This is a genomic window from Saccharopolyspora spinosa NRRL 18395 (assembly GCF_000194155.1).
Lineage (GTDB): Bacteria > Actinomycetota > Actinomycetes > Mycobacteriales > Pseudonocardiaceae > Saccharopolyspora > Saccharopolyspora spinosa.
Genome location: NZ_GL877878.1, coordinates 2,585,119 through 2,606,003 on the forward strand (window position 1 = coordinate 2,585,119; position 20,885 = coordinate 2,606,003).

The 20,885-nt window shown below is 68.8% G+C and carries 20 protein-coding genes; 8 read left to right on the forward strand and 12 right to left on the reverse strand.

The features are described from left to right. Positions 1-125: 125 nt before the first annotated feature. Positions 126-1,937 carry an AMP-dependent synthetase/ligase gene (locus SSPN_RS0112970; protein WP_029535283.1) on the forward strand — a complete coding sequence of 604 codons (1,812 nt, stop codon included), beginning with the start codon at positions 126-128 and terminating at the stop codon, positions 1,935-1,937. Between the two features lie 107 nt (positions 1,938-2,044). Here the strand turns inward: SSPN_RS0112970 and SSPN_RS0112975 are convergent, their stop codons facing one another. The 4 genes from SSPN_RS0112975 to SSPN_RS0112985 all read right to left on the reverse strand — a co-directional run bounded on the left by SSPN_RS0112975 (position 2,045) and on the right by SSPN_RS0112985 (position 6,192). Further along, entirely contained in the window at positions 2,045-3,346 is a 1,302-nt protein-coding gene (locus SSPN_RS0112975; RefSeq protein WP_192814542.1) for a basic secretory protein-like protein, read from the reverse strand. A gap of 99 nt (positions 3,347-3,445) precedes the next feature. Then, complete coding sequence (locus tag SSPN_RS43640) at positions 3,446-4,120, reverse strand: C40 family peptidase (protein ID WP_237710534.1); 675 nt, start codon at positions 4,118-4,120, stop codon at positions 3,446-3,448. A gap of 78 nt (positions 4,121-4,198) precedes the next feature. Beyond that, on the reverse strand, positions 4,199-4,504 hold the full coding sequence (locus SSPN_RS59640) for a hypothetical protein (RefSeq protein ID WP_237710535.1): 306 nt from the start codon (positions 4,502-4,504) through the stop codon (positions 4,199-4,201). A 371-nt stretch (positions 4,505-4,875) separates the two neighbouring features. Next, positions 4,876-6,192 carry an NYN domain-containing protein gene (locus SSPN_RS0112985; protein ID WP_010695304.1) on the reverse strand — a complete coding sequence of 439 codons (1,317 nt, stop codon included), beginning with the start codon at positions 6,190-6,192 and terminating at the stop codon, positions 4,876-4,878. A 418-nt stretch (positions 6,193-6,610) separates the two neighbouring features. Here SSPN_RS0112985 and SSPN_RS0112990 point away from each other — a divergent pair, with 418 nt between their 5' ends. Continuing rightward, the gene (locus SSPN_RS0112990; protein WP_010695305.1) at positions 6,611-8,329 is read left to right on the forward strand and encodes a DEDD exonuclease domain-containing protein; all 1,719 of its coding nucleotides are present in this window, start codon (positions 6,611-6,613) and stop codon (positions 8,327-8,329) included. A gap of 43 nt (positions 8,330-8,372) precedes the next feature. Here the strand turns inward: SSPN_RS0112990 and SSPN_RS0112995 are convergent, their stop codons facing one another. From SSPN_RS0112995 to ctaE, 5 genes are all read right to left on the reverse strand, one after another. Then, positions 8,373-8,798 (reverse strand): PPOX class F420-dependent oxidoreductase, encoded by a 426-nt coding sequence (locus SSPN_RS0112995; protein ID WP_010695306.1) that lies wholly within the window; start codon positions 8,796-8,798, stop codon positions 8,373-8,375. Positions 8,799-8,892: 94 nt separating this feature from the next. After that, complete coding sequence (gene qcrB, locus SSPN_RS0113000; protein ID WP_010695307.1) at positions 8,893-10,545, reverse strand: cytochrome bc1 complex cytochrome b subunit; 1,653 nt, start codon at positions 10,543-10,545, stop codon at positions 8,893-8,895. Continuing rightward, a complete protein-coding gene (gene qcrA / locus SSPN_RS0113005) occupies positions 10,542-11,666 on the reverse strand; it encodes a cytochrome bc1 complex Rieske iron-sulfur subunit (RefSeq protein WP_010695308.1) in 1,125 nt (374 codons plus the stop codon). Before qcrA ends, qcrB begins: the two co-directional genes overlap by 4 nt. Continuing rightward, positions 11,663-12,469: a cytochrome bc1 complex diheme cytochrome c subunit gene (qcrC, locus tag SSPN_RS0113010; protein WP_010695309.1), complete on the reverse strand. Its 807-nt coding sequence runs from the start codon at positions 12,467-12,469 to the stop codon at positions 11,663-11,665. The genes qcrA and qcrC overlap by 4 nt, the downstream gene beginning before the upstream one ends. Before the next feature lie 64 nt (positions 12,470-12,533). Next, entirely contained in the window at positions 12,534-13,145 is a 612-nt protein-coding gene (gene ctaE / locus SSPN_RS0113015; RefSeq protein WP_083821697.1) for an aa3-type cytochrome oxidase subunit III, read from the reverse strand. A 148-nt stretch (positions 13,146-13,293) separates the two neighbouring features. Here ctaE and SSPN_RS0113020 point away from each other — a divergent pair, with 148 nt between their 5' ends. The 3 genes from SSPN_RS0113020 (at position 13,294) to trpD (ending at position 15,375) form a co-directional block, all read left to right on the forward strand. Continuing rightward, on the forward strand, positions 13,294-13,668 hold the full coding sequence (locus SSPN_RS0113020; protein WP_010695311.1) for a hypothetical protein: 375 nt from the start codon (positions 13,294-13,296) through the stop codon (positions 13,666-13,668). A gap of 121 nt (positions 13,669-13,789) precedes the next feature. Further along, complete coding sequence (locus tag SSPN_RS0113025) at positions 13,790-14,197, forward strand: response regulator (protein WP_010695312.1); 408 nt, start codon at positions 13,790-13,792, stop codon at positions 14,195-14,197. Positions 14,198-14,346: 149 nt separating this feature from the next. Then, positions 14,347-15,375, forward strand: coding sequence for an anthranilate phosphoribosyltransferase (gene trpD, locus SSPN_RS0113030; protein WP_029535286.1), 1,029 nt, complete (start codon positions 14,347-14,349; stop codon positions 15,373-15,375). Between the two features lie 94 nt (positions 15,376-15,469). On the opposite strand, the gene SSPN_RS0113035 is transcribed toward trpD, so the two are convergent. From SSPN_RS0113035 to ctaC, 3 genes are all read right to left on the reverse strand, one after another. Next, a complete protein-coding gene (locus SSPN_RS0113035) occupies positions 15,470-15,754 on the reverse strand; it encodes an Lrp/AsnC family transcriptional regulator (RefSeq protein WP_010695315.1) in 285 nt (94 codons plus the stop codon). A 93-nt stretch (positions 15,755-15,847) separates the two neighbouring features. After that, on the reverse strand, positions 15,848-16,246 hold the full coding sequence (locus SSPN_RS0113040; protein WP_010695317.1) for a cytochrome c oxidase subunit 4: 399 nt from the start codon (positions 16,244-16,246) through the stop codon (positions 15,848-15,850). A gap of 42 nt (positions 16,247-16,288) precedes the next feature. Continuing rightward, a complete protein-coding gene (gene ctaC, locus SSPN_RS0113045; protein WP_010695319.1) occupies positions 16,289-17,227 on the reverse strand; it encodes an aa3-type cytochrome oxidase subunit II in 939 nt (312 codons plus the stop codon). Positions 17,228-17,490: 263 nt separating this feature from the next. On the opposite strand from ctaC, the gene asnB reads away from it, so the two are divergent. The 3 genes from asnB to SSPN_RS63250 all read left to right on the forward strand — a co-directional run bounded on the left by asnB (position 17,491) and on the right by SSPN_RS63250 (position 20,805). Beyond that, positions 17,491-19,419: an asparagine synthase (glutamine-hydrolyzing) gene (gene asnB / locus SSPN_RS0113050; protein ID WP_010695320.1), complete on the forward strand. Its 1,929-nt coding sequence runs from the start codon at positions 17,491-17,493 to the stop codon at positions 19,417-19,419. Between the two features lie 396 nt (positions 19,420-19,815). Beyond that, positions 19,816-20,088, forward strand: a complete 273-nt coding sequence (locus SSPN_RS59645; RefSeq protein ID WP_237710536.1) for a hypothetical protein — start codon at positions 19,816-19,818, stop codon at positions 20,086-20,088. Then, positions 20,089-20,805 (forward strand): hypothetical protein, encoded by a 717-nt coding sequence (locus tag SSPN_RS63250; protein WP_010695322.1) that lies wholly within the window; start codon positions 20,089-20,091, stop codon positions 20,803-20,805. Positions 20,806-20,885 lie beyond the last annotated feature (80 nt).

Sequence of the window (20,885 nt, forward strand, 5' to 3'; positions counted from 1 at the left end):
CCGCGCTAATCGCCGTGACGACTACGCTGTGTTGACTGCAGCGGGAGACCCACGAGGACTACCGCACAGTAACTATCGGCGTTAGGTTGTGCCCCACTGACTGGCGTGTTTCCGGAGGTTTCGACGTGCGAGAGTTCAGCGCACCCGCCACGACGACTGTGGCCGAGGACGAGAACCTCACCGACATGGTGTGGGCCAACGCGGAGCGCTTCGGGAGCACCGTGAGCTTCCGACGCCGGGTGGACGGCACCTGGGTCGACGTCACCGCCGCCGACTTCGCCGCGCAGGTGCTGGCCGTGGCCAAGGGCCTCGTCGCCGCCGGCCTGCAGGCCGGTGACCGGGTCGGGCTGATGTCGCGGACCCGGTACGAGTGGAGCCTGCTGGACTTCGCGATCTGGGCGGCCGGCTGCGTCACGGTGCCGATCTACGAAACCTCCGCCGCCGACCAGGTGGAGTGGATCCTCAACGACTCCGGCGCCAGGGCCGTGATCGTGGAGACCGAGGCGCACCGCGCCGAGGTGGACAAGGTCGTCGACCGGCTCTCCGAGGTCTCCCACGTCTGGCAGATCGAGGGCCCGACCAGTGGCGGGGCCGCCGGCGCGGTCGACGAGCTGACCGCGCTCGGCGCGGACGTCGACAACCGGGACCTACATCTGCGCCGCCGCGCGGTGCGCGCCGAGGACGTCGCGACGCTGATCTACACCTCGGGCACCACCGGCCGCCCCAAGGGCTGTGTGCTCACGCACCGCAACATGCTCGCCGAGGTGCGCGCGGACATCGAGGCCTTCCCGCAGCTGACCCGGCCGGGCAACTCGATGCTGATGTTCCTGCCGATGGCGCACGTGCTGGCCCGCGCGATCACCGTGATGTGCGTGTACGGCAGGGTCACCCTCGGCCACACCAGCGACGTCAAGGACCTCGTCACCGACCTCAGCTCGTTCCGGCCGACGTTCGTGCTGGCCGTGCCGCGGGTGTTCGAGAAGGTCTACAACACCGCCAAGCAGAAGGCGCACGGCAGCGGCAAGGGCCGGATCTTCGACCTCGCCGAGGACATCGCGGTCGCCTACAGCCGGGCCGTGGACGACGGCGGCGTCGGCTTGGGGCTGAAGCTCAAGCACACGCTGTTCGACAAGCTCGTGTACGGCAAGCTCCGGGCAGCGCTCGGCGGTCGCTGCATCGCGGCGGTCTCCGGTGGCGCGCCGCTGGGCGAACGGCTCGCGCACTTCTTCCGCGGCGTCGGCGTACCGGTGCTGGAGGGCTACGGGCTCACCGAGACCACCGCCGCCGCTGCGGTGAACGTGGAGTCCGCGTTCAAGGTCGGCACCGTCGGCAAGCCGGTGGCCGGCACGTCGGTGCGCATCGCCGAGGACGGCGAGGTGCTGATCAAGGGCGACGTCGTGTTCCGCGAGTACTGGAACAACCCGCTCGCCACCAAGGAGTCCCTCGAGGACGGCTGGTTCCACACGGGCGACCTCGGCTCGCTGGACGACGAAGGCTTCCTCAAGATCACCGGCCGCAAGAAGGAGATCATCGTCACCGCGGGCGGCAAGAACGTCGCCCCGGCGGTGCTGGAGGACGCGCTGCGGGCGCACCCGCTGATCAGCCAGTGCATGGTGGTCGGCGACCAGAAGCCGTTCATCGGCGCGCTGATCACCCTCGACCCGGAGTTCGTGCCGTCCTGGCTGGCGAACAACGCCCGCCCGGAGAACACCTCGGCGTCCGAGCTGATCGACGACCCAGACCTGCGCGCCGAGGTGCAGAAGGCGGTCGACGAGGCCAACAAGGCGGTGTCCCGCGCGGAGCAGATCAAGCAGTTCCGCATCTTGCCGCAGGACTTCACGGAGGCCACCGGCGAGCTGACGCCGAGCATGAAGCTCAAGCGCAACAAGGTGGCCGAGAACCACGCGACCGAGATCGAAGCCATCTACTCCAAGTAGGAGCGCTCGTCCTCGCAGGGCCGCCGGTTTCGCGCGAAATTGCCACCACCCCGGGTGAGTTCTCCGAGCGACTTGCTCGCTCTAAGGTGACCTTCGCCTCGAAAAGATCAGCCGAAGGTGTCGGGGAGGTCTGCTCGCCAGTCGACGACCAGCTGGTCCTTGGTGAGGCCCGTGGTCTCGCGGAGCGCCTTGTCCACTGTGGTCGGTGAGTTCGAGGCCGCGACGCGGCGGTAGAGGTCCACGAGGCGTCGTTCGCCGAGGCGTTCGGCGAGATGGCGGACCACCGACCAGGATTGCTGGTACGCCAGGTCCAGGCGTCGTCCGCCCTGGTGGAAGTCGCCGTCGTCGGGCAGTTTCGCCGGTGGCCCGGTCTCTCGTAGTTGGCGGACCAGGTCCGGGGCGATGTACTTGGGCGCCACCCCGCTACCGCGGTAGCCGACGTAATCCGCGAAGCCCTCCAGCATCCACATCGGCGCACCGTCCACTGTGTCCGCCCGGGCCGCGATGTGCGTGATCTCGTGCCGCAGAACCACTCTCAGAGCGGTGTCGGAGAGCTCGCTCGCCGCCTTCGGGTTGAGCACCACGCGCGGGCCCTCCACCCGGCGAGCCGCGACGTCCACCCGATCGGCCACCGCCACCGCCGCGATGTCGTCCACCGCGAACTCCGGCCCCACCAGCGACCGCAGCTCCTCCCTGGACTCCGGCAGCACCACGCCGACGCGCTGGGACCAGCCCGGACCCCAAATCCGCGTCACGTCGGCCACGGCGACGTCGAGCTGCCGGGCCACCCGCTCCACCGGCTGCCGGCGGTGGCCGATGACCATTCCGGTGGCGGTGCGCCGCACCTGGCACAGCCCGAAGTCCCACGGGCCGCGCCAAGCGTTCCCGTGCGCGCCCTCGTCGCCCGCGAGGTACCAGGAACTGCCGCGCCGGGCGAACACGTAGCCGAGCGGGCGCTGGGTGGGCACGCTGTCCACATCGGTCAGCGCGTAGCGCAGCACCACTCGCGGCGCCCAGGTCTCGTCAGCCTCGGGCACCGGCGGCCGGTCCCCGGTCGCGCCGTCCAACTGGTAGGCCCACTCGGTGACCGGGATCGTCGCGAGGTTCCGGAAGAGTTCGTGCTGTCGCCGCTGGAAGTCCGGCGGCGACTTCGGGTCCACCGTGGCCGCGAACGCCGACTCGTCACCGGAGCGGACCGCGGCGGCCCGCTGCTCCAGCAGGTGCCGCACAGCCACCTCCGGCGGCGACGTCGCGACGGTGAACCCAGCCCGCCCGGACACCTGCACCGGCGCGGTGCGCGGAGGTTCCGGCGACGGCAGCGAAAGCGAAGAAATCCCGGCCAGCACGGCGCCGGCGGCGGCAGCCGCCAGCCACCCCCGATACGTCCCCGGCGCAGGCACAGGGCGCATGGTATTCCCGATCACATCGGCGGACCCGTGGCCCCCCGACACACTTCCGGGGCCGGCATTTCTTCGTGGTGCCGGCCCCGGAAGTCGCGTGGTGCAGGCTCAGCCCGCGATTCGTCGGATCGCCGTAACCGGGCCGATCTTCTTGTAGTCGGCCACCTTGACGACATCGCCCTCGGTGGGGGCGTGCACCGCCTTGCCGTTGCCGATGTACATGGCGACGTGGCTGACCGGGCTGTAGAAGAAGATCAGATCGCCCGGCTTGAGGTCGCTGGCGGAGACGCTACGGCCCTCGCCGACCTGGGTCTTGGTCGAGCCGCCGATGGTCACGCCGGCATTCTTGTAGGCCCAGTAGGTCAACCCGGAGCAGTCGAAGGTCGACGGCCCCTTCGCGCCCCACACGTAGCTCGAGCCCTGCTTGCTCAGCGCGGCGTTCACCGCGGCGACCGCCGCACCGGCACCGCCGATCGAGCCGACGCCCGTCTCGCCGTCGGACTTCAGCGAGTCGCGGTCCGCACTGCTGAGCTCGTTGTAGCGCTGCCTGGCCTTAGCGATCTGGTCCTGCATCGCCTTGGTCTTCTGGTCCAGGTCTTCGGCGATGCGCGCGGCATCCGCCTCGGCCTGCACGGCGCGGTTGCGGGCGTCCTGCGCGGCGTGCTCGGCGGTTTCCGCCTGCTGCCGCGCCGAGGACACCGCCTTGACCGCGTCGTTGTTGTCCTTGGCCAGCACGTCCAGCGCGGACGCGCGGTCCAGGAAGTCGTCCGGGGTTTCGCTCACAAGCAGCGCCGACAGCTTGTTCAGCCGGGCACCCTGGTAGGAGGCGTGGGTGAGCTGGTCGACCTTGCCGCGGAACCGCTACCGCTCTTCCTCGGCGCGGGCCTGGTTGGCGACCTGCTCGGCCTGACCGGCCTCCTGGTTCGCGCGGTCCAGCTCGTCTTTCTTGGCGTTGTGGTCGTCTTCGGCCTTCTTGGCGTCTTCGGTGAGCTGCTCGGCCTGGTGCTGGAGCTCCTGGACCTGCTTGGCCGCGTCCGAGGCGTTGTTAGGGAGTTGCGGGTCTGCGAGTGCCGGCCCGGAGGTCATACCAACGACGGCTGCGACCGCGGTTGCGGCCAGGGCACCTCGCAAAGAGCGCTTAAGTCGGTGCGACTCCACGTCGCGCACTGCTCCTTCGTCTCCACCCGCTTACCGCCCGGTTGCCCCCTGCCCGGCGCGGCCCGACTCCCCGACAAGTCGATGCAGCGGTGCCCCGCAGGCCGCCCGGTCTGGGCAACTGATCGCCACGAGGTCCCGAGTAGGTTACGAAAGGTGAGCCGCAACGTCCAGAAGCGGGTCGAAAAAATTGTGCACCGATGCACAAGACCTCTAACGGAGGAGAGTCATGCGCTCACGGTGACGAATCTTGCGGCTTAACTACCTGGAATAGCGACGAAAAAATCCGCTCGGTAGGGAGATCCGGGACAACTCGGTGATCGATTATGAGATCGGCCACGTACCCACCGAATCGCCAGGCGGTCGGTTGCATCGGCAAGCTGCTAGACCCGGTTCAGCCGAGCCAGCAACATCGCGGACGAAACGGCATAAGCACCCCGCCGGCGGACGGAGGTGACCACGGCCCGGTCCGAGGTCGCCACCACGACTTGACGCCCCTTCGGTTCGGCGGAGACGAGATCCCGGATGACGTCGTCGGCCTGCACCCCGGCCTCGCTGAACAACACCCGGACGCCGCGCGGCCCGGCGGTCGGCACCGCCAGCACGTCGGCGCCGTCGAAAACCACGGTGACCTCCGCGCCAGTCCGCGCCGACAACGCGGCCAACTGGTGTGCCAACCGATCCCGCTGATCGGAAAGCGGCAATTCCGGATATCCGGTCTTGGTCACGTTGTAGCCGTCGACGATCAGATGCACGGCGGGCAACGCCAACAACCGGTCCAACGAGGCGACGTCCGGCACCTCGCCGGTCGCGCCGGAATGCGCGCGCACCCGCTGCACGACGTCCGCGGGCCGCGGCCCGCTCCCGCTCGCCCCGAGCTCGCGCCGCAGGCCGCCTACGGCGCCCTCCAGCGTGTCCAGCAGCAGCGCCAGCCGCACCTCGTCGCCCTGACGGGCTTCTCGGGCGGACTGCCGCGCGACCTCCACCTCGGCGCTCGCGCGCTCCGCGCGCCGTCGCTCGTCCTGCGCTCGCGTCCGCTCGCGGTCCCGCTCCGCGGCGATCTCCCCGAGCGCAGCCTCGCGCTCCGCGCGGACCTTCTCCAGCTCGCTGCGCGCGTGCACCGCGGCGTCCTTGGCTTCCTTGAGACGCACGCCCTGCTCCCGCAGGCGCTTGCGCAGCCGGTCCGCCTCCGCGCTGTTCTCGCCACCTACCCGGTCGGCGATCTGCTTGGCTTCGGTGAGTTCGCCGCGCAGCCGCTCGACGTCGGCGGTCAGCCGTTCGACTCGCGCCATCGCGGAGTCGCGTTCGGCTCGCAGTTGGCCATGTTCGGTGCGAAACGCGATCAGGTCCACGTAGTGCGGCGCAATCGGCGAGCCGAGCAGCACGACGGCCGCGGCGACCGCGACCGGGTCGGTGTCGTCGAGGGCGAGCGCCCCGGGGCGGTGGTTGCGGCACCAGTCCACAACGGCGGTGTGGAACACCCCGGAGTCGCGCAGCGCAGCGATCAACACAGGTTGGCCCAGCTTGGCCCGCTTGGCGGGGGCGAAGCGGACCACCGGGCGAAGCTGGCCCGGCACGTCCGACGCGCGCATCTCGTCCAGTGCGCCGGCAGCGAGTTCCGCCAGCCGGAGACGCAGCGGGCCGGGCAGCGCGTCCCAGTCGATCGGCGGGCCACCACCGGCCTGCTGCGCACTGTCCACAGCAGACTCGTCGGGGGTGGGGGTATCGGCTGACCCCGGCTTCGGCGGTACCACCCCCACAGGCTAACGGCCGGGGTGCCGGAATCCCGCATCCACCGACCCTGTTGCGGTAGCAGGACGTAACTCGAACCCTCCCCCGCATCAAAGGAGGGATTCCCGGCTCTCGCTGCCGCTCGCTGCCTGACCGCTGGGCGAGCAGCCTGGTCTGCCACGATCAACGCCAGCCGGGTCGGAACCGGCCCGGTTTCCCCAGAAGGCAAAAGGTTGTTGTGCTGGCTTGGTTCTCGCTCAGCGCGCCGATGACCTTGCCAATCGCCTGGTCGCCTCGTGCACAGACTTGACGCGTTTCCTCCCCGGCCTGACTGAAGACCGGGGCGATCACCGGTCCTGTCGGTAGCGGGACGTAACTTGAGCGCCGATGTCCGCGCACCCGCAACTGTCCTTCGACGAGCTCCTCGCCACCGAGGAAGTCCCGCTGCACGAGGTGACCTTCGTCGTCGTCGACCTGGAGACCACCGGTGGTGACCGCGACGGGGATGCGGTCACCGAGATCGGTGCCGTCAAGGTCCGCGGTGGCGAAGTGCTCGGCGAGTTCGCGACGCTGGTGAACCCGGATCGCGGCATTCCGCCCTCGATCGTGTCGATCACCGGCATCACCGAGGCGATGGTCGTCGACGCGCCCCGCTTCGACGCGGTGCTGCCGGCCTTCCTGGAGTTCTGCCGCGGCAGCGTGCTGGTGGCGCACAATGCCCCGTTCGACATCGGGTTCCTCCGCTCCAACTGCGAGCGGCTCGGTCTGCGGTGGCCGAAGCCGCAGGTGGTGGACACCGTTCGGCTGTCCCGCCGGGTGCTGACCCGCGACGAGACGCCCAACCACAAGCTCGGCACGCTGGCGCGGGTGCTCAACGCCCGCACCGTTCCCGTGCACCGCGCGCTGGACGACGCTCGCGCCACGGTCGACGTGCTGCACGCCCTGCTGGAGCGCGTCGGTCCGCTCGGGGTGCGGACGCTGGAAGACCTGCTCGGCCACCTGCCGGACGTCACACCGCAGCAGCGGCGCAAGCGCGGCCTCGCCGACGGTCTGCCGAACTCACCGGGCGTCTACCTGTTCCGCGGCCCGAAGGATGAGGTGCTCTACGTCGGCACCGCGACCGACCTCCGGCGGCGGGTCCGGCAGTACTTCACCGCCGGGGAGCGGCGCAGCCGGATCAAGGAGATGGTGCTGATCTCCGAGCGGGTCGACCACGTGGTGTGCGCTCACCCGCTGGAGGCGGAGGTCCGGGAACTGCGGCTGCTCGCCGCGCACCAGCCGCGCTACAACCGGCGTTCGAAGTTCCCGCAGCGCGCCTGGTGGGTGGTGCTGACCGACGAACCGTTCCCGCGCCTGTCGGTGGTCCGGATCCCGAAACCCGATGCGCTGGGCCCGTTCAGCTCCCGCCAAGCCGCCGCCGACGCCGTCGAGGCGCTCCAGTCCGCCACGACCGTGCGGCGGTGCGCTGAACGCATCTCGGCGCGCGAACCCAGCGGCCGGCCTTGCGCCCTGTACGAGCTGAAGCGCTGCGGCGCGCCCTGTGCGGGCCGTCAGAGCGCCGAGGAGTACGAGCCCGCAGTGATCTCCATCCGGGACGTCATCCGCGGCCGCAGCGCCGATCTGCTGGATCGGCTGCGCGACGAGCTCGACCGGCTGTCCGCCGCGCAACGCTTCGAAGACGCCTCCGTGCACCGCGACCAACTGGCAGCGCTCGTGCGCTCGCTGGACCGCGGGCACCGCCTGGCCGCCCTGACCAGCGTGCCCGAGCTCGTAGCGGCCCGGCCGGACGGCCGAGGCGGCTGGCACCTGTCGGTAATCCGGCACGGGCGACTCGCCGCCGCTGGCACCGCTCGGCGCGGCGTCCCGCCGATGCCGATCGTGGATCTGCTGCAGGCGTCGGCGGAGACCGTGATCCCCGGTGCGGGACCGCTGCACGGCACGACCGCCGACGAGGCACGGGTCGTCTACCGCTGGCTGACCACCGGCGGCACCCGCATGGTCCGCTGCAGCATCCCGTGGGCCGAACCGGCGAACGCCGCGGGTTCCTGGCGCGCCTGGTTGGAGAAGGCGACCACTGGCCGCACCCCCTACGCCGCGATCAACTGAAGGTCGCGGCCACCTGCCAGCGGAACCAACGCGCCTGGAGCCGTCAGCCCGTCATGTCGAGGCTGGCGATCACCTTGGTCGGCCGGATCCGGACCACCAGCTCGCCCGGCACCCCGTTGCGGCGGCCGAACTCCTCGGCCCGGTCCCGTCCCATGTAGCGGCCACCGATCTCGGTCGCCGTGCGCAGCAGCTCGGCGGGATCCTCCGAGAGCTCCGCGATGCCCTGCACCTGTACGAAGGCGAACGGCGGCTCGGGCAGGTCCGCGCACAGCGCGACCCGCGGATCGCGGGCGATCGCGCGGCCCTTCGCAGTGTTCTTGCCGGTGTTGAACACCACATCACCGTCGTCCAGCACGAACCACACCGGCGCGACCAGCGGTCGCCCGTCGCTCGCGGTGAAACCAAGCATGCCGGTGCGGGTGCCCGCTTCGAGGAAGGCACGGACCTCCGGATCGTTGATCGATGTCACGTGGGCAACCGTAGTGGGCCCGCCACCGCCTCGCGATCCCGGAAAACGACGAGGCCCGGCACCCCTCGGGGGCCGGGCCTCGATCGAACCGCGCTTACTCGGCGGGCTGCTGCGGCTTGCCAGCGGTCAGCTCGCGCTCCGCCTGCTGGACCTCGTCCTCGTGCCGCGCCCGCTCCAGCGCCGCGGTCTCCTCGATCGGGTCCGGGGTGAGCAGGCTGCCCGCCACCGGGCTGCCGGCCGCGCCGAGCTTGTTCATCTTCTTCGGCACCGGAGCGCCCTGGTAGGGCAGCTCCTCCGGGTGGCCGTGGTCGTCCACCGGGCCGAGCGGCTGATGGAGCTCGATGAACTCGCCGTGCGGCAGGCGCTTGATGATGCCGGTCTCCACGCCGTGCTCCAGCACCTCGCGGTCGCTGCGCTGGAGGCCCAGGCAGACCCGGTAGGTGAGGTAGTAGGCGATCGGCGGCAGGATCAGCAGGCCGACGCGGCCGGCCCAGGTCATCGCGTTCAGCGAGATGTTGAACTGGAACGCGACGATGTCGTTCGCACCGGAGATCATCAGCACGCCGAAGAGCGTCAGCGCCATCGCACCGAGACCGGTCCGAACCGGCGCGTCACGCGGCCGCTGGAGCAGGTTGTGGTGCGCGTTGTCCTTGCTGAGCTTGCGCTCGATCAACGGGTAGGTCATCAGCAGTGTGAACAGGATGCCCATGCCGATGACACCCGCGAAGAACACCGGCGGCACGGTGTACTTGCCGATGTAGAGCTCCCAGGCGGGCCAGATCCGCAGGATGCCGTCCGCCCAGATCAGGTACCAGTCGGGCTGCGAGGCCGCCGACACCTGGGACGCGTTGTACGGGCCGATGTTCCAGACCCCGTTGATCTGGAAGACGCCGGCCAGGATCGCGCACACGCCGGTGACCAGCGCGAAGAACGCACCGCCCTTGAGCGCGAAGGTCGGCATGATCCGGACGCCGACGACGTTGTTCTCCTTGCGCCGCACCCCGGGGAACTGGGTGTGCTTCTGGTACCAGACCAGCGCCAGGTGCACCGCGACGAGGCCGAGCATGACGCCCGGGATCACCAGCACGTGCAGCACGTACAGCCGCGGGATGATCTCCGTGCCCGGGAACTCACCGCCGAACAGCGCCCAGTGGAGCCAGGTGCCGAGCACCGGGATCGACAGGACGATGCCGGACAGGGTGGCCCGGATACCGGTGCCGGACAGCAGGTCGTCCGGCAGCGAGTAGCCGAAGAAGCCCTCGAACATGCCCAGCATGAACAGCAGGGCGCCGATGGTCCAGTTGCTCTCGCGCGGGCGGCGGAACGCACCGGTGAAGAACACCCGGAACATGTGCGCCGCCATTGCCGCGACGAACAGCAGCGCCGCCCAGTGGTGGAGCTGCCGGATGAACAGACCGCCACGCACCTCGAACGAGATGTTCAGCGTCGTCTCGAACGCCCGGGACATCGGGACGCCCTGGAGGTTCCGGTAGACGCCGTTGTAGACGACCTCCTCCATAGAGGGGTCGAAGAACAGCGTCAGGTAGACGCCCGTCACGATCAGGATGATGAACGTGTAGAGCGCGATCTCCCCGAGCAGGAACGACCAGTGCGTGGGGAAGACCTTGTTCAGCTGGCGCCGCATGCCCTTGGCGAGCTGGTACCGCGAGTCGAGCTCGTCGGCGGCGGTGGCCACCTTGCGGTACGTGGCGCTCTCCGCCTTTGTCGGTCGAGTGATCGAACTCATGAATTACGCTCCCAGTACGCCGGGCCGACCGGTTCGATGAAGTCGCCCTTGGCCACGAAATAGCCGTCCTCGTCCACCATGATCGGAAGCTGCGGCAGCGCCCGCGTGGCCGGACCGAACACCGGCTTGGCGTAGGTGTTGACCACGTCGAACTGAGACTGGTGGCAGGGGCAGAGCAGGCGCCCGGTCTGCTGCTCGAACAGGGAGGTCGGGCAGCCGACGTGGGTGCAGATCTTCGAGTAGGCGTAGTAGTCGCCGTAGTTGAAGTCTTCCTGGCCCTTGCGCTTGACCGGCTTGCTGCCGGGGCGCAGCCGGATCAGCATGACCGGCGCGTCGCCCTTGCGCATCGAGGCTTCGAGCTCGTGCTCGTCCTGCCGCATCGACTCCCGGAACGGGAAGACGGTCTCGAAGCCACCCGCGTCGATGTCCTCCGGCCGCAGCAGGGAGATCTCGTGCGGGTTGCCGGTGTTGCGGCGCAGGTAGGTCTTCTCGCCGTTCTCCGACAGCCACCCGGTGTGCTTCAGGGACTCCGGCCCCTCGGTCGCCCACGGGTTGCGGATCAGGCCGCCGATCGCGAAAACGCCCGCGCCGACGCCGAAGGCACCGGCACCGAAGCCGGCGGTGCGGCGGATCATCGACCGGCGGGTGATGCCACTGCGGTTGCCCGCGTCGGCGAGCAGCGCGGCGGTGGTCTGCCGGTCGACCTCGTCGGAGCCGTGGCCGTCGTGCCGCTGCTGGACCGCGACCTCGTGCGGGATGAACTTCTTCTGGTACTGCACGACGCCGATGCCGACGGCCAGGATCGCCAGGCCGAAGAAGAAACCGATCAGCGGGTTGTACAGCGAATAGATAAAGTGCGCGCGCTCGTCCGACGGCGGCGCGTAACCCCACGGCCAGAACACGAAGACCGCGATGAAGGCCAGCGCCGACAGCCCGGCGAGGGTGAACCAGGCGGCGACCGCCCGCTCCGCCCGGCGCTCCGCCCGGGTGCCCGAGAACGGGAAGTTGTCCCGGTACTCGACGAGTTCGACATCGTCGAGCGCCAGGCCCAGCCGGACCTTTTCGTCGCGGCTCATCTCGGCCAGTTCGGCCTCGGTGTATTCCTTCTTGTGCTCACTCATGCCCTGGCTCCGATCCACAGGGTGAGGCCGATCAGCGCGCCGAGCCCGACCACCCAGGCGATGACACCCTCCGGCCCGGGCCCGTAGCCGCCCAGGTCGTTACCACCCGGGTTGTTGTTGCCGTTGGTGACCGACTTGATGTAGCCGATGATGTCCTGCTTCTCCTCCGGCGTCAGCTGCCGGTCCGAGAACTTCGGCATGTTCTGCGGGCCGGTGAGCATCGCCTCGTAGATCTCCTGCTCGGTGGCCTCGTTCAGGTTCGGCGCGAACTTGCCGGAGGACATCGCGATGCCGCGGCCGGTGAAGTTGTGACAGGACGCGCAGTTGAGCCGGAAGAGCTCGCCGCCGCGCGCGGTATTGCTGCCCTGCAGCGCCTCGCCGGTCTTCTTCGGCGACTCCGGCCCACCGCCGTAGGTCTGCACGTAGGCGGCCAGCGCGTCGATCTCTTCCGGGTTGAACTTCGGGGGCTTGCGCAACGCCTGCGCTTCCTGGCGCACCATCGGCATCCGGCCGGTGGCGACCTGGAAGTGCACGGCGGCCTCGCCGACGCCGACCAGGCTCGGTCCGCGGTCCTGGACGCCCTGCAGGTTCGAGCCGTGGCAGGAGATGCAGGCGTTGTTGTAGAGCTGCTCGCCCTGCCTCACCAGAGCCGGGTCCGCAGCGGCGTGCGCGGTCTGCGGCTCGGGAGTCACGACGGTGTACAGCCCGCCAGCGCCCACCAGCGCGATGCCCAACGCCAGTACACCGGAGATCCGCCGCTTAAGCTTCGAGCCCGCGCGGTTCCGTTTCTTGTTGGTGGTCATGAGAGCGGCAACCCTTGCTGTCCGGTTCGGGGTGTTCGGTTTCGACCTCGTGATAAGAAGCCGATCACGGGACGAGGTAGATCACGGCGAACAGGCCGATCCACACGATGTCCACGAAGTGCCAGTAGTACGACACCACGATGGCGGCGATGGCCTGGGCCGGCGTGAACTTGCTGAGCTTCGTCCGGATGATCAGGAAGATGAAGGCGATCAGCCCGCCGATGACGTGCAGCCCGTGGAAGCCGGTCGTCATGTAGAAGACCGTCCCGTAAGCCGACGACGCGATCGTCGTCGCGTGCTCGGTGACCAACGTGTGGTACTCACCGGCCTGCCCGAGCACGAAGACCGTGCCCATGATCAGCGTGATCACGTACCAGCGGCGGAGGCCGAAGACGTCACCCCGCTCCGCCGCGAACACGCCCCACTGGCAGGTGAACGAGGACGCCACCAGAATGATCGTGAACGGGAGGGCGTACGGAAGGTTCAGCTCGGTGGGCGATGGTGGCCACTCGCCCTCGTTCTGCGCCTTCACCGTGAAGAACATGGCGAAGAGCCCAGCGAAGAACATCAGCTCGCTGGCCAACCAAACGATGGTGCCTACGCTGACCATGTTCGGCCGGTTCAGCGAGTGCACGCGTTGACTGATTGAGGGCGCTGCCGTTGTCACGCGACGCATTATGTCTTGCACGTTTTCGCCTCGCGCCTTCGGGTCCGGCCGTCAGCCGCAGGGTGTTCGGATTGCAACTGGGAGGTAACGCTCTGTGAAAAGTATCCACGCGCGATGGTCAGCCTTCCGGGCCGCCCGCAGGGCCCGCAGCAGGCCCGTGATCAGCGTCGGCGATCCCGCGCTGAAGGTCGTCGTGACCGCGTTCGACGAAACCGAGGCAGCCTCGGCCGCCCTCGGCCGCTCCGAGCGCTGGCAGCCCGAACTACCTGCGGTGTTGCGCCACCACCTGGCCCTGCCGGATCATTCGATCGAGGCCGCCCGGGTGCTGCTGGCCGCCGACGGCTGGGAACTCCGCCCAGGTGGGCGGGGCGGCGAGCTCGCCGCGCCGGGCCTGACCGCGTTGATCGCGCTGCGTGTCCAGCAACTCGACGCATTGCATTGCTCACAGGAGAGTTCCCGGATGGCCGGGCTCGCCCAGCGCCACGGCGGTCAGTCCTTCGGCTGGGACGCCCTGCAGCCCGACCCGAGCTGATCGACTTCCGGTTGATCGATTTGCCCGGGCGGCTACTGTTCGCCCCGGTCGGGCGGATAGCATCCGGAGATGTTCGGCGGTCCCACCGCCCCATCCTGCGCCGACCCGCGAGGAGCTAGTGATGAGCACACCGACCACGAACGTTCTCGTGTTCAGCCATCGCCCCGAGGTCCGAGAGGCGATCATCACAGCGATCGGGCGCCGACCGGCCCCGGATCTCGCCCGGCTGCACTACATCGAGGCCGGGACCGTGGCGGACGTGCTCAGCGAGGTCGACGCGGGCCACGCGGACCTGGTGATCCTGGACGGCGAGGCGCAGCCGACCGGCGGCATGGGCGTATCCCGGCAGCTGAAGAACGAGATCACGCAGTGCCCGCCGGTGGTGGTCGCTGTGCGCCGCAAGGACGACCGATGGCTGGCAACCTGGTCACAGGCCGACGCGGTCCTGGTACACCCGCTGGACCCGCTGGCCGCGGCCGAAACCGTCGCCGAGGTCCTGCGATCGCAGGGCAAGCCGGTACCCGCCTGACCTAACGTTGCGGGATGATTTGCGCAGCGGCGCGGTCCGCGCTCCCCTTTCAGGAGGCACCGCCGCTGCGTCCTCTGGCGCGCGGCTCGTGGAGGTGTCCGTTGCACCGTGTCGGGCCGCCGCCGCTTGCTGAAGACGGAGAGAAGAACGTGGGAACCTTGGCGGGAAACTGGGCAGGACTGCTGGGCAGCCTGGTCGCAGGTGAGGATCTCGCCGCGGAGGAAACCGCCTGGGCGATGGACCTGATCATGTCCGGGGAGGCCTCGCCCGCGCGGGTCGCGGCGTTCGTGGTCGCGCTCCGCGCCAAGGGCGAGACGCCCGCCGAGGTGCGCGGGATGGCCGACGCGATGCTCGCGCACGCCCGGCGGTTGGAGATCACGCAGCGCGCGGTGGACATCGTCGGCACCGGCGGTGACCGATCCGGCAGCGTGAACATCTCCACAATGGCTTCGATCGTGCTCGCCGCGTCCGGCATCACGGTCGTCAAGCACGGCAACCGGGCCGCGTCGTCGAAGTGCGGCACCGCGGACGTGCTGGAGGAGCTCGGCGTGGCCATCGACCTCGCGCCCGAGGGCGTGCGGCGCTGCGTCGAGGAGATCGGCATCGGGTTCTGCTTCGCGCCGGTGTTCCACCCGGCGTTCAAGCACGCGGGCGGCCCGCGGCGCGAGATCGGCATGCTCGGGCCGCTGACCAACCCGGCGCTCCCGGCTGCGGGCCTGATCGGCTGCGCCGACTCCCGGATGGCGCCGGTGGTGGCCGAGGTGTTCGCCTCCCGCGGCAATTCCGCGCTGGTGGTGCGCGGCGACGACGGCATGGACGAGATCACGACCACTGCCGACAGCACGGTGTGGGTGGTGCACGACGGCGCGGTCCGCGAGGACCGGATCGACCCGCAGGAGTTCGGCATCGCCCGCAGCCGCCCGGAGGATCTTCAGGGCGGCGACGCGACGGTCAACGCGAAGGCGGTCCGCGATCTCCTGGCCGGCGCCACGGGCCCGGTGCGGGACGCTGTGCTGCTGAACGCGGCCGGCGCGGCGGCGGCCTACGACGGCCCCGGAACGAACCTAAGCGACCAGCTCAACGCCGGTTTGGAACGCGCGGCGAACGCAGTCGACTCCGGTGCCGCCGCGGACCTCCTGGACCGCTGGGCGGCGCGCTCCACAGCCCTCCGCGCCTGACCCGGTACCGGAAACGACCGGACCCGCAGTTTCAATTGAAACTGCGGGTCCGTCAGGCGTTGCGACGCTCGGTTTCAACTGAAACCGAGCGGGGTCACTCCTCTTCGAGGCCGATCGAGAAGGCCGCTTCGGTGTCCCTGCGGGAGTAGGAGCGGAACGCGATGTGGGTGTCCGTGTCGAGGACGCCCTCGATCTTGTTGATCCGGCCGGGCACGATCTCGGCCAGGTCCTCGTGGCGGGACACCCGCAGCATGGCGATTAGGTCCACATCGCCCGCGCAGGAATAGACCTCGTCGACGCCGTCCAGGTCGGCGATCTCCTGGGCCGCCTCGGCGAGGCGATCGGCGGCGGTCTGGATCAGCACGATCGCGGTGATCACGGCAAAACCTCCTGCTGCAGGGGTACTGGAAGATCTTAAACCGCGCAGGCCCCCGGGTCCGGTGGACTCGGGGGCCTGCGGTCGGTGTCGTCGTCAGTGGTGGCTCTGACCGGTGTGGTACTCGAACACCAGCCCGGCCACCATGATCAGCACGAAGCCGACCGCGATGACGATCATCCACACGTGGAAGAACGCCAGGGCCAGACCGGCGAAGGCGGCGGAGGCCGCCAGGCCCACCGGCCAGTAGCTGCCCGGGCTGAAGAAGCCCAGCTCACCGGCACCGTCGCTGATCTCCGCGTCCGGGTTGTCCTCGGGCCGGTCCTCGATGCGGCGCGCCACGAACGAGAAGTAGCTGCCGATGATCAGAGACAGGCCGCCGACCAGGATCAGCGCCACCGTGCCGACCGGCTCCTTGGCCCAGACCCCGTACACGATCGCGGACAGGAAGAAGAAGATGGTGATGTAGTTGAAGATCTTGGATTCGACCTTCATGGAGTCCTCGCTCTCACGCCGTACGCCCTGCCGAGGGCACCCCTACTTGGTCCCGCTCTGCCCTGAGGGCACTCCGCCGGTGCGGACGGTGTTGAACGGAACACCGGTGACCGCGTGCGGGGTGCACAGCTCACCGCAGTTCATGGCGCCCAGCGCCTCGGCGGCGGTGTACGGCTGGCCGGTCTGCGGGTTGGCCTGCGTCCGCAGCTGCATGTACCGGTCGAACTTGTCCGTCGACAGCGCCCGGACCTCGAAGTTCATCATCGAGTGGTAGGTGCCGCACAGCTCGGCGCACCGGCCGACGAACGAACCTTCGCGCTCGACGGTGTTCTGGAAGACGTTGTCCTGGTTGTTCTTCTCCGGGTCCGGGAAGGTGTCCCGCTTGAAGTGCCATTCCGGCACGAAGAACGAGTGGATCACGTCGGTCGCGCGGATGTTGTACTCGACGCGCTGGCCGACCGGCACGACCAGCAGTGGGATCTCGCTGCTGCTACCGATGGTGCGGACCGGCTGCCCGTCCGGGGTCTTGTACCCGGGGTAGTTGAACTCCCAGTTCCACTGGAACGCGACCACGTTCACCCGCTGGTCCGGGTTGGCCGGCTTGGCCAGCACGGTGTTCTGGGTGACGGCCGTGAAGTAGAACAGCACGACCACCATTACGAACGGGACCGCCGTGTAGATCAGCTCCAGCGGCAGGTTGTACTGGAACTGCCGGGGCAGCTCCTCGTCACCCTTCTTCTTGCGGTGGAAGGCGACCGTCCAGAAGATCAGCCCCCACACGATCACACCTACCGCGAGTGCCGCGATGACTGACCAGGTCCACAGGTTCCGCATCGCCTCGGCCTGCGGGGTGACCCCCTCCGGCCAGCCGAACCGCAGGACCTCGTCGGTCGTGCAGCCCGTGGCCGCGACACCAACCAGACCGATCAGACCAGCGACCTTGACCAGCCGTGGCACTCGGGTCCCCTCCTTCAGGCCCACTGCGCGACGCCTCCTCGTGCAAAACTCACCGCTGCGGCCTGGTGATCGCCGTTCGTCCGCGGACGAAGCCGGAGATCTGCCGCCGGAATCCTGCGCAGAGCCTAGCCCAGGTGTAGCCGCGATACTGCTCCGGGGGCGTAGATCGCGGCCCGGCCCGGATTGCCGCCCCGCGCGTGCAGCGCGAGGGCGAACGGACGGCATACTGGTGCGAGCTGTGGGGGGCTGGAAATACGACCGCCGACTCGAAGAGGTGCACCAGACGCGTGTGCGGCCTGCTTGGACTTGTTTGTCCCACCGAAGAGAACGCCGGCTTCGCCGTTAACGCGGTGGCCAACGCGCTGCCGTGTCAACGACACCGGGGCCCGGACGAAAGCGACACCTGGCACGGCGGTGAGGTCGTCTTCGGCTTCAACCGGCTGTCGATCATCGACCTGGAGCACTCCCACCAGCCGTTGACGTGGGGCCCACCGGAGACCCCGCAGCGCTACACCATCAACTTCAACGGTGAGATCTACAACTACCTGGAGCTGCGCGCCGAGCTGATCGAGCGCTTCGGCGCCCGGTTCAGCACCGACGGCGACACCGAGGTGATCGTCGCCGCCTACCACTACCTGGGCACTTCGGTGGTCGGTCGGCTGCGCGGCATGTTCGCGTTCCTGATCTGGGACAACGAGCGCAAGGTGGTCTTCGGCGCGCGCGACCCGTTCGGCATCAAGCCGCTGTTCTACGCGGCCGGGCCGGGTGGCGTGGCGTTCGCCAGTGAAAAGAAGAGCCTGCTGAGCCTGGCGAGCACGCTGGGCATCGGCGAGGAGCTGGACCACAAGGCGCTGCAGCACTACCTGGTGTTGCAGTACGTGCCGGAGCCGGAGTCGCTGCACCGGCAGATCCGCCGCATCGAGTCGGGCACCTCGTTCACCGTCTCCCCGGGCGGCCAGCTGGTCACCGAGCGGTACTTCCAGCCGAACTTCCAGTCCCGGCCGGTCAACACCGACGCCGACGCGCGACGGCTGCACGACGAGATCGTCGACGTGATGCGCGACTCGGTCGCCAAGCACATGCGCGCGGACGTCACCGTCGGCTCGTTCCTCTCCGGCGGCATCGACTCCACGGCGATCGCGGCGCTGGCCAAGGAGCACAACCCGAACCTGATCACCTTCACCACCGGTTTCGAGCGGCAGGGCTACTCGGAGGTGGACGTGGCCGCCGAGTCCGCCGCGGCGATCGGTGTCAAGCACGTCGTCCGCACCGTCTCCGCCGAGGAGATGATGGAGACGCTGCCGCTGATCATCTGGTACCTGGACGACCCGGTGGCCGACCCGGCGCTGGTGCCGCTGTGGTTCATCGCACGGGAGGCCCGCCAGCACGTCAAGGTGGTGCTCTCCGGCGAGGGCGCCGACGAGCTGTTCGGTGGCTACACGATCTACCGGGAACCGCTGTCGCTGGCGCCGTTCGAGAAGGTGCCGGGGGCGCTGCGCAAGGCGATGGGCCGCGTGTCGACCGCCATCCCGGAGGGCGTGCGGGGCAAGGATCTGCTGCGGCGCGGCGCGCTGAGCCTGGAGGAGCGCTACTACGGCAACGCGCGCATCTTCCGCGACGACCAGCTGCGCAGCGTGATGCGCAGCTTTGACCCGGGCGTGTCGCACAAGGACGTCACGGCCGACCCGTACCGGCAGTCGGCGGGCTGGGACCCGGTGACCCGGATGCAGCACGTGGACCTGTTCACCTGGCTGCGGGGCGACATCCTGGTCAAGGCCGACAAGGTGACGATGGCCAACTCGCTTGAGCTGCGGGTGCCGTTCCTGGACACGGAGGTGTTCCGGGTCGCCAGGGGCATCCCGCTGGAGCAGAAGATCACCAAGGAGACCACCAAGTACGCGCTGCGCCAGGCGATGTACCAGGTGGTACCCGCGCACGTGATCAACCGCCGCAAGCTCGGGTTCCCGGTGCCGATCAAGCACTGGCTGCGCGACGAGATGCACGACTGGGCGCGCAACATCATCCAGCAGTCCCAGACGGACCACCTGCTCAACCGCACCGCGGTGCTGCAGCTGCTGGAGGAGCACCGCTCCGGCGTGCTAGACCACAGCCGCCGCCTTTGGGCGCTGCTGGTGTTCATGCTGTGGCACGGGATCTTCGTCGAGGGACGCCTGTCCCCCGAGGTCCCGGAGCCCCACTACCCGGTCCGCCTCTGACGGCTCCGCGCAGCGAACGGCCCGTTCACTTCACCTACCGAGGCGAACGGGCCGTTCGCTTTCCTGGCCGGACCAGATGACCGTTCCGCCGGATCAGGACTCGTGAGCACCTTGGGTCGTGACAGCAGCCTGTCTTTTCAGGACATCGTGAACAGTTGATGTTTCAGGACATCGTGAACACTGACCGGCCTGTCGGCGTGATCATCGGGTGTTGCCCGTGATCATCGGGTGTTGCCTGGTGATCGTGCTCGGATGGGCAGAACAGGGTTTCTCGGTGGATCCTGAGTTCGTCGCCGCAGTCACGCGCCACACAGGGCGAGAAGATCAACATTTCGCGATTCTGCCGCGAACATCGTGTGTCGCGGGGAAGTTCACCGAGTACTGCGGGTTGTGGCTGTGGCCGCTGAAGGTCGCGGCCATGACGCAGTGGGGCTGTCCGCGCAGGTGTGGTTGGGGCAGTCGGACCTGGCGCTGGTGTCGCTACGCGATCGCCTCCACCTACGGCGTGCTGATCCTGGGAGATCCACCGCAGCCAGCATCGGCTTGCACGCGGCGCTGGTCGTCGCTTCGCTGATCGCGATGTTCCCGGTGTTCTGGGTGTTCCCGGTGTTCTGGTGTTCCCGGTGTTCTGGGTGCTCGCGGTGTTCTGGGGGCTCGGGGGTGTTCTAAATGCTCGTGGTGTCGTTCAGGCCGGACGCCAAGGCGATCGAGTCCACCCCGACGCTGTTCAACGGGTCCAGTTTGGACAACTACCGGGACGTGCTCTCCAGCACCAAGGGCGCATTCCGGAGCTGGTTCGGCAATTCGGTGCCCATCGCGGGGCTGACGACGGTGCTCGGCGTGCCGCTGGCGGCCACCACCGCCTACGCCGCCAGCCGGTCCCACTTCCCGGGGCGGCACTGGCTGCTGCCGTCGTTCCTGGTGGTGCAGATGTTCCCGTTCGCGGTGCTGATCGTGCCGCTGTACAACAGCCTGCTGCCCCTTGGCCTGCAGGGCAGCGTATTCGGACTGGTGCCGGTGTACTGCTGCAAGCACCGCGATCTCGTTCCGCACCTACCTGTTGAAGGGCTACTTCGACGGGATGCCCAGCGAGATCGACGAGCCCTGGCGGGTCGACGGGCTGTCGCTGTTCGGGATGTTCTGGCTTCTCGTGCTGCCGCTGGCGAAGCCGGGGTTGGCGGTGACGGCGTTCTACTTGTTCATCATGGCCTGGAGCGAAGTGGCGTTCGCCTCGGCGTTCCTCTCGGCCGGGACCGGTCGAAGACGCTGGCATTGGGCCTGCAGGTGTTCGCGCAGCAGAACCGCGCCGAGTGGGGACACTTGGCGGCAGCGTCGGCGCTGGTGGCAGTGCCTGCGGCCGAGAGGCCGCTGACGAGGAACCGCTGACGCTGGGCGGTTGGAGTGAACGGACAGTGATGATGTGTGTAGTGACGCCGCTGGTGGGTCTGACCCTCGAACGGACTGAC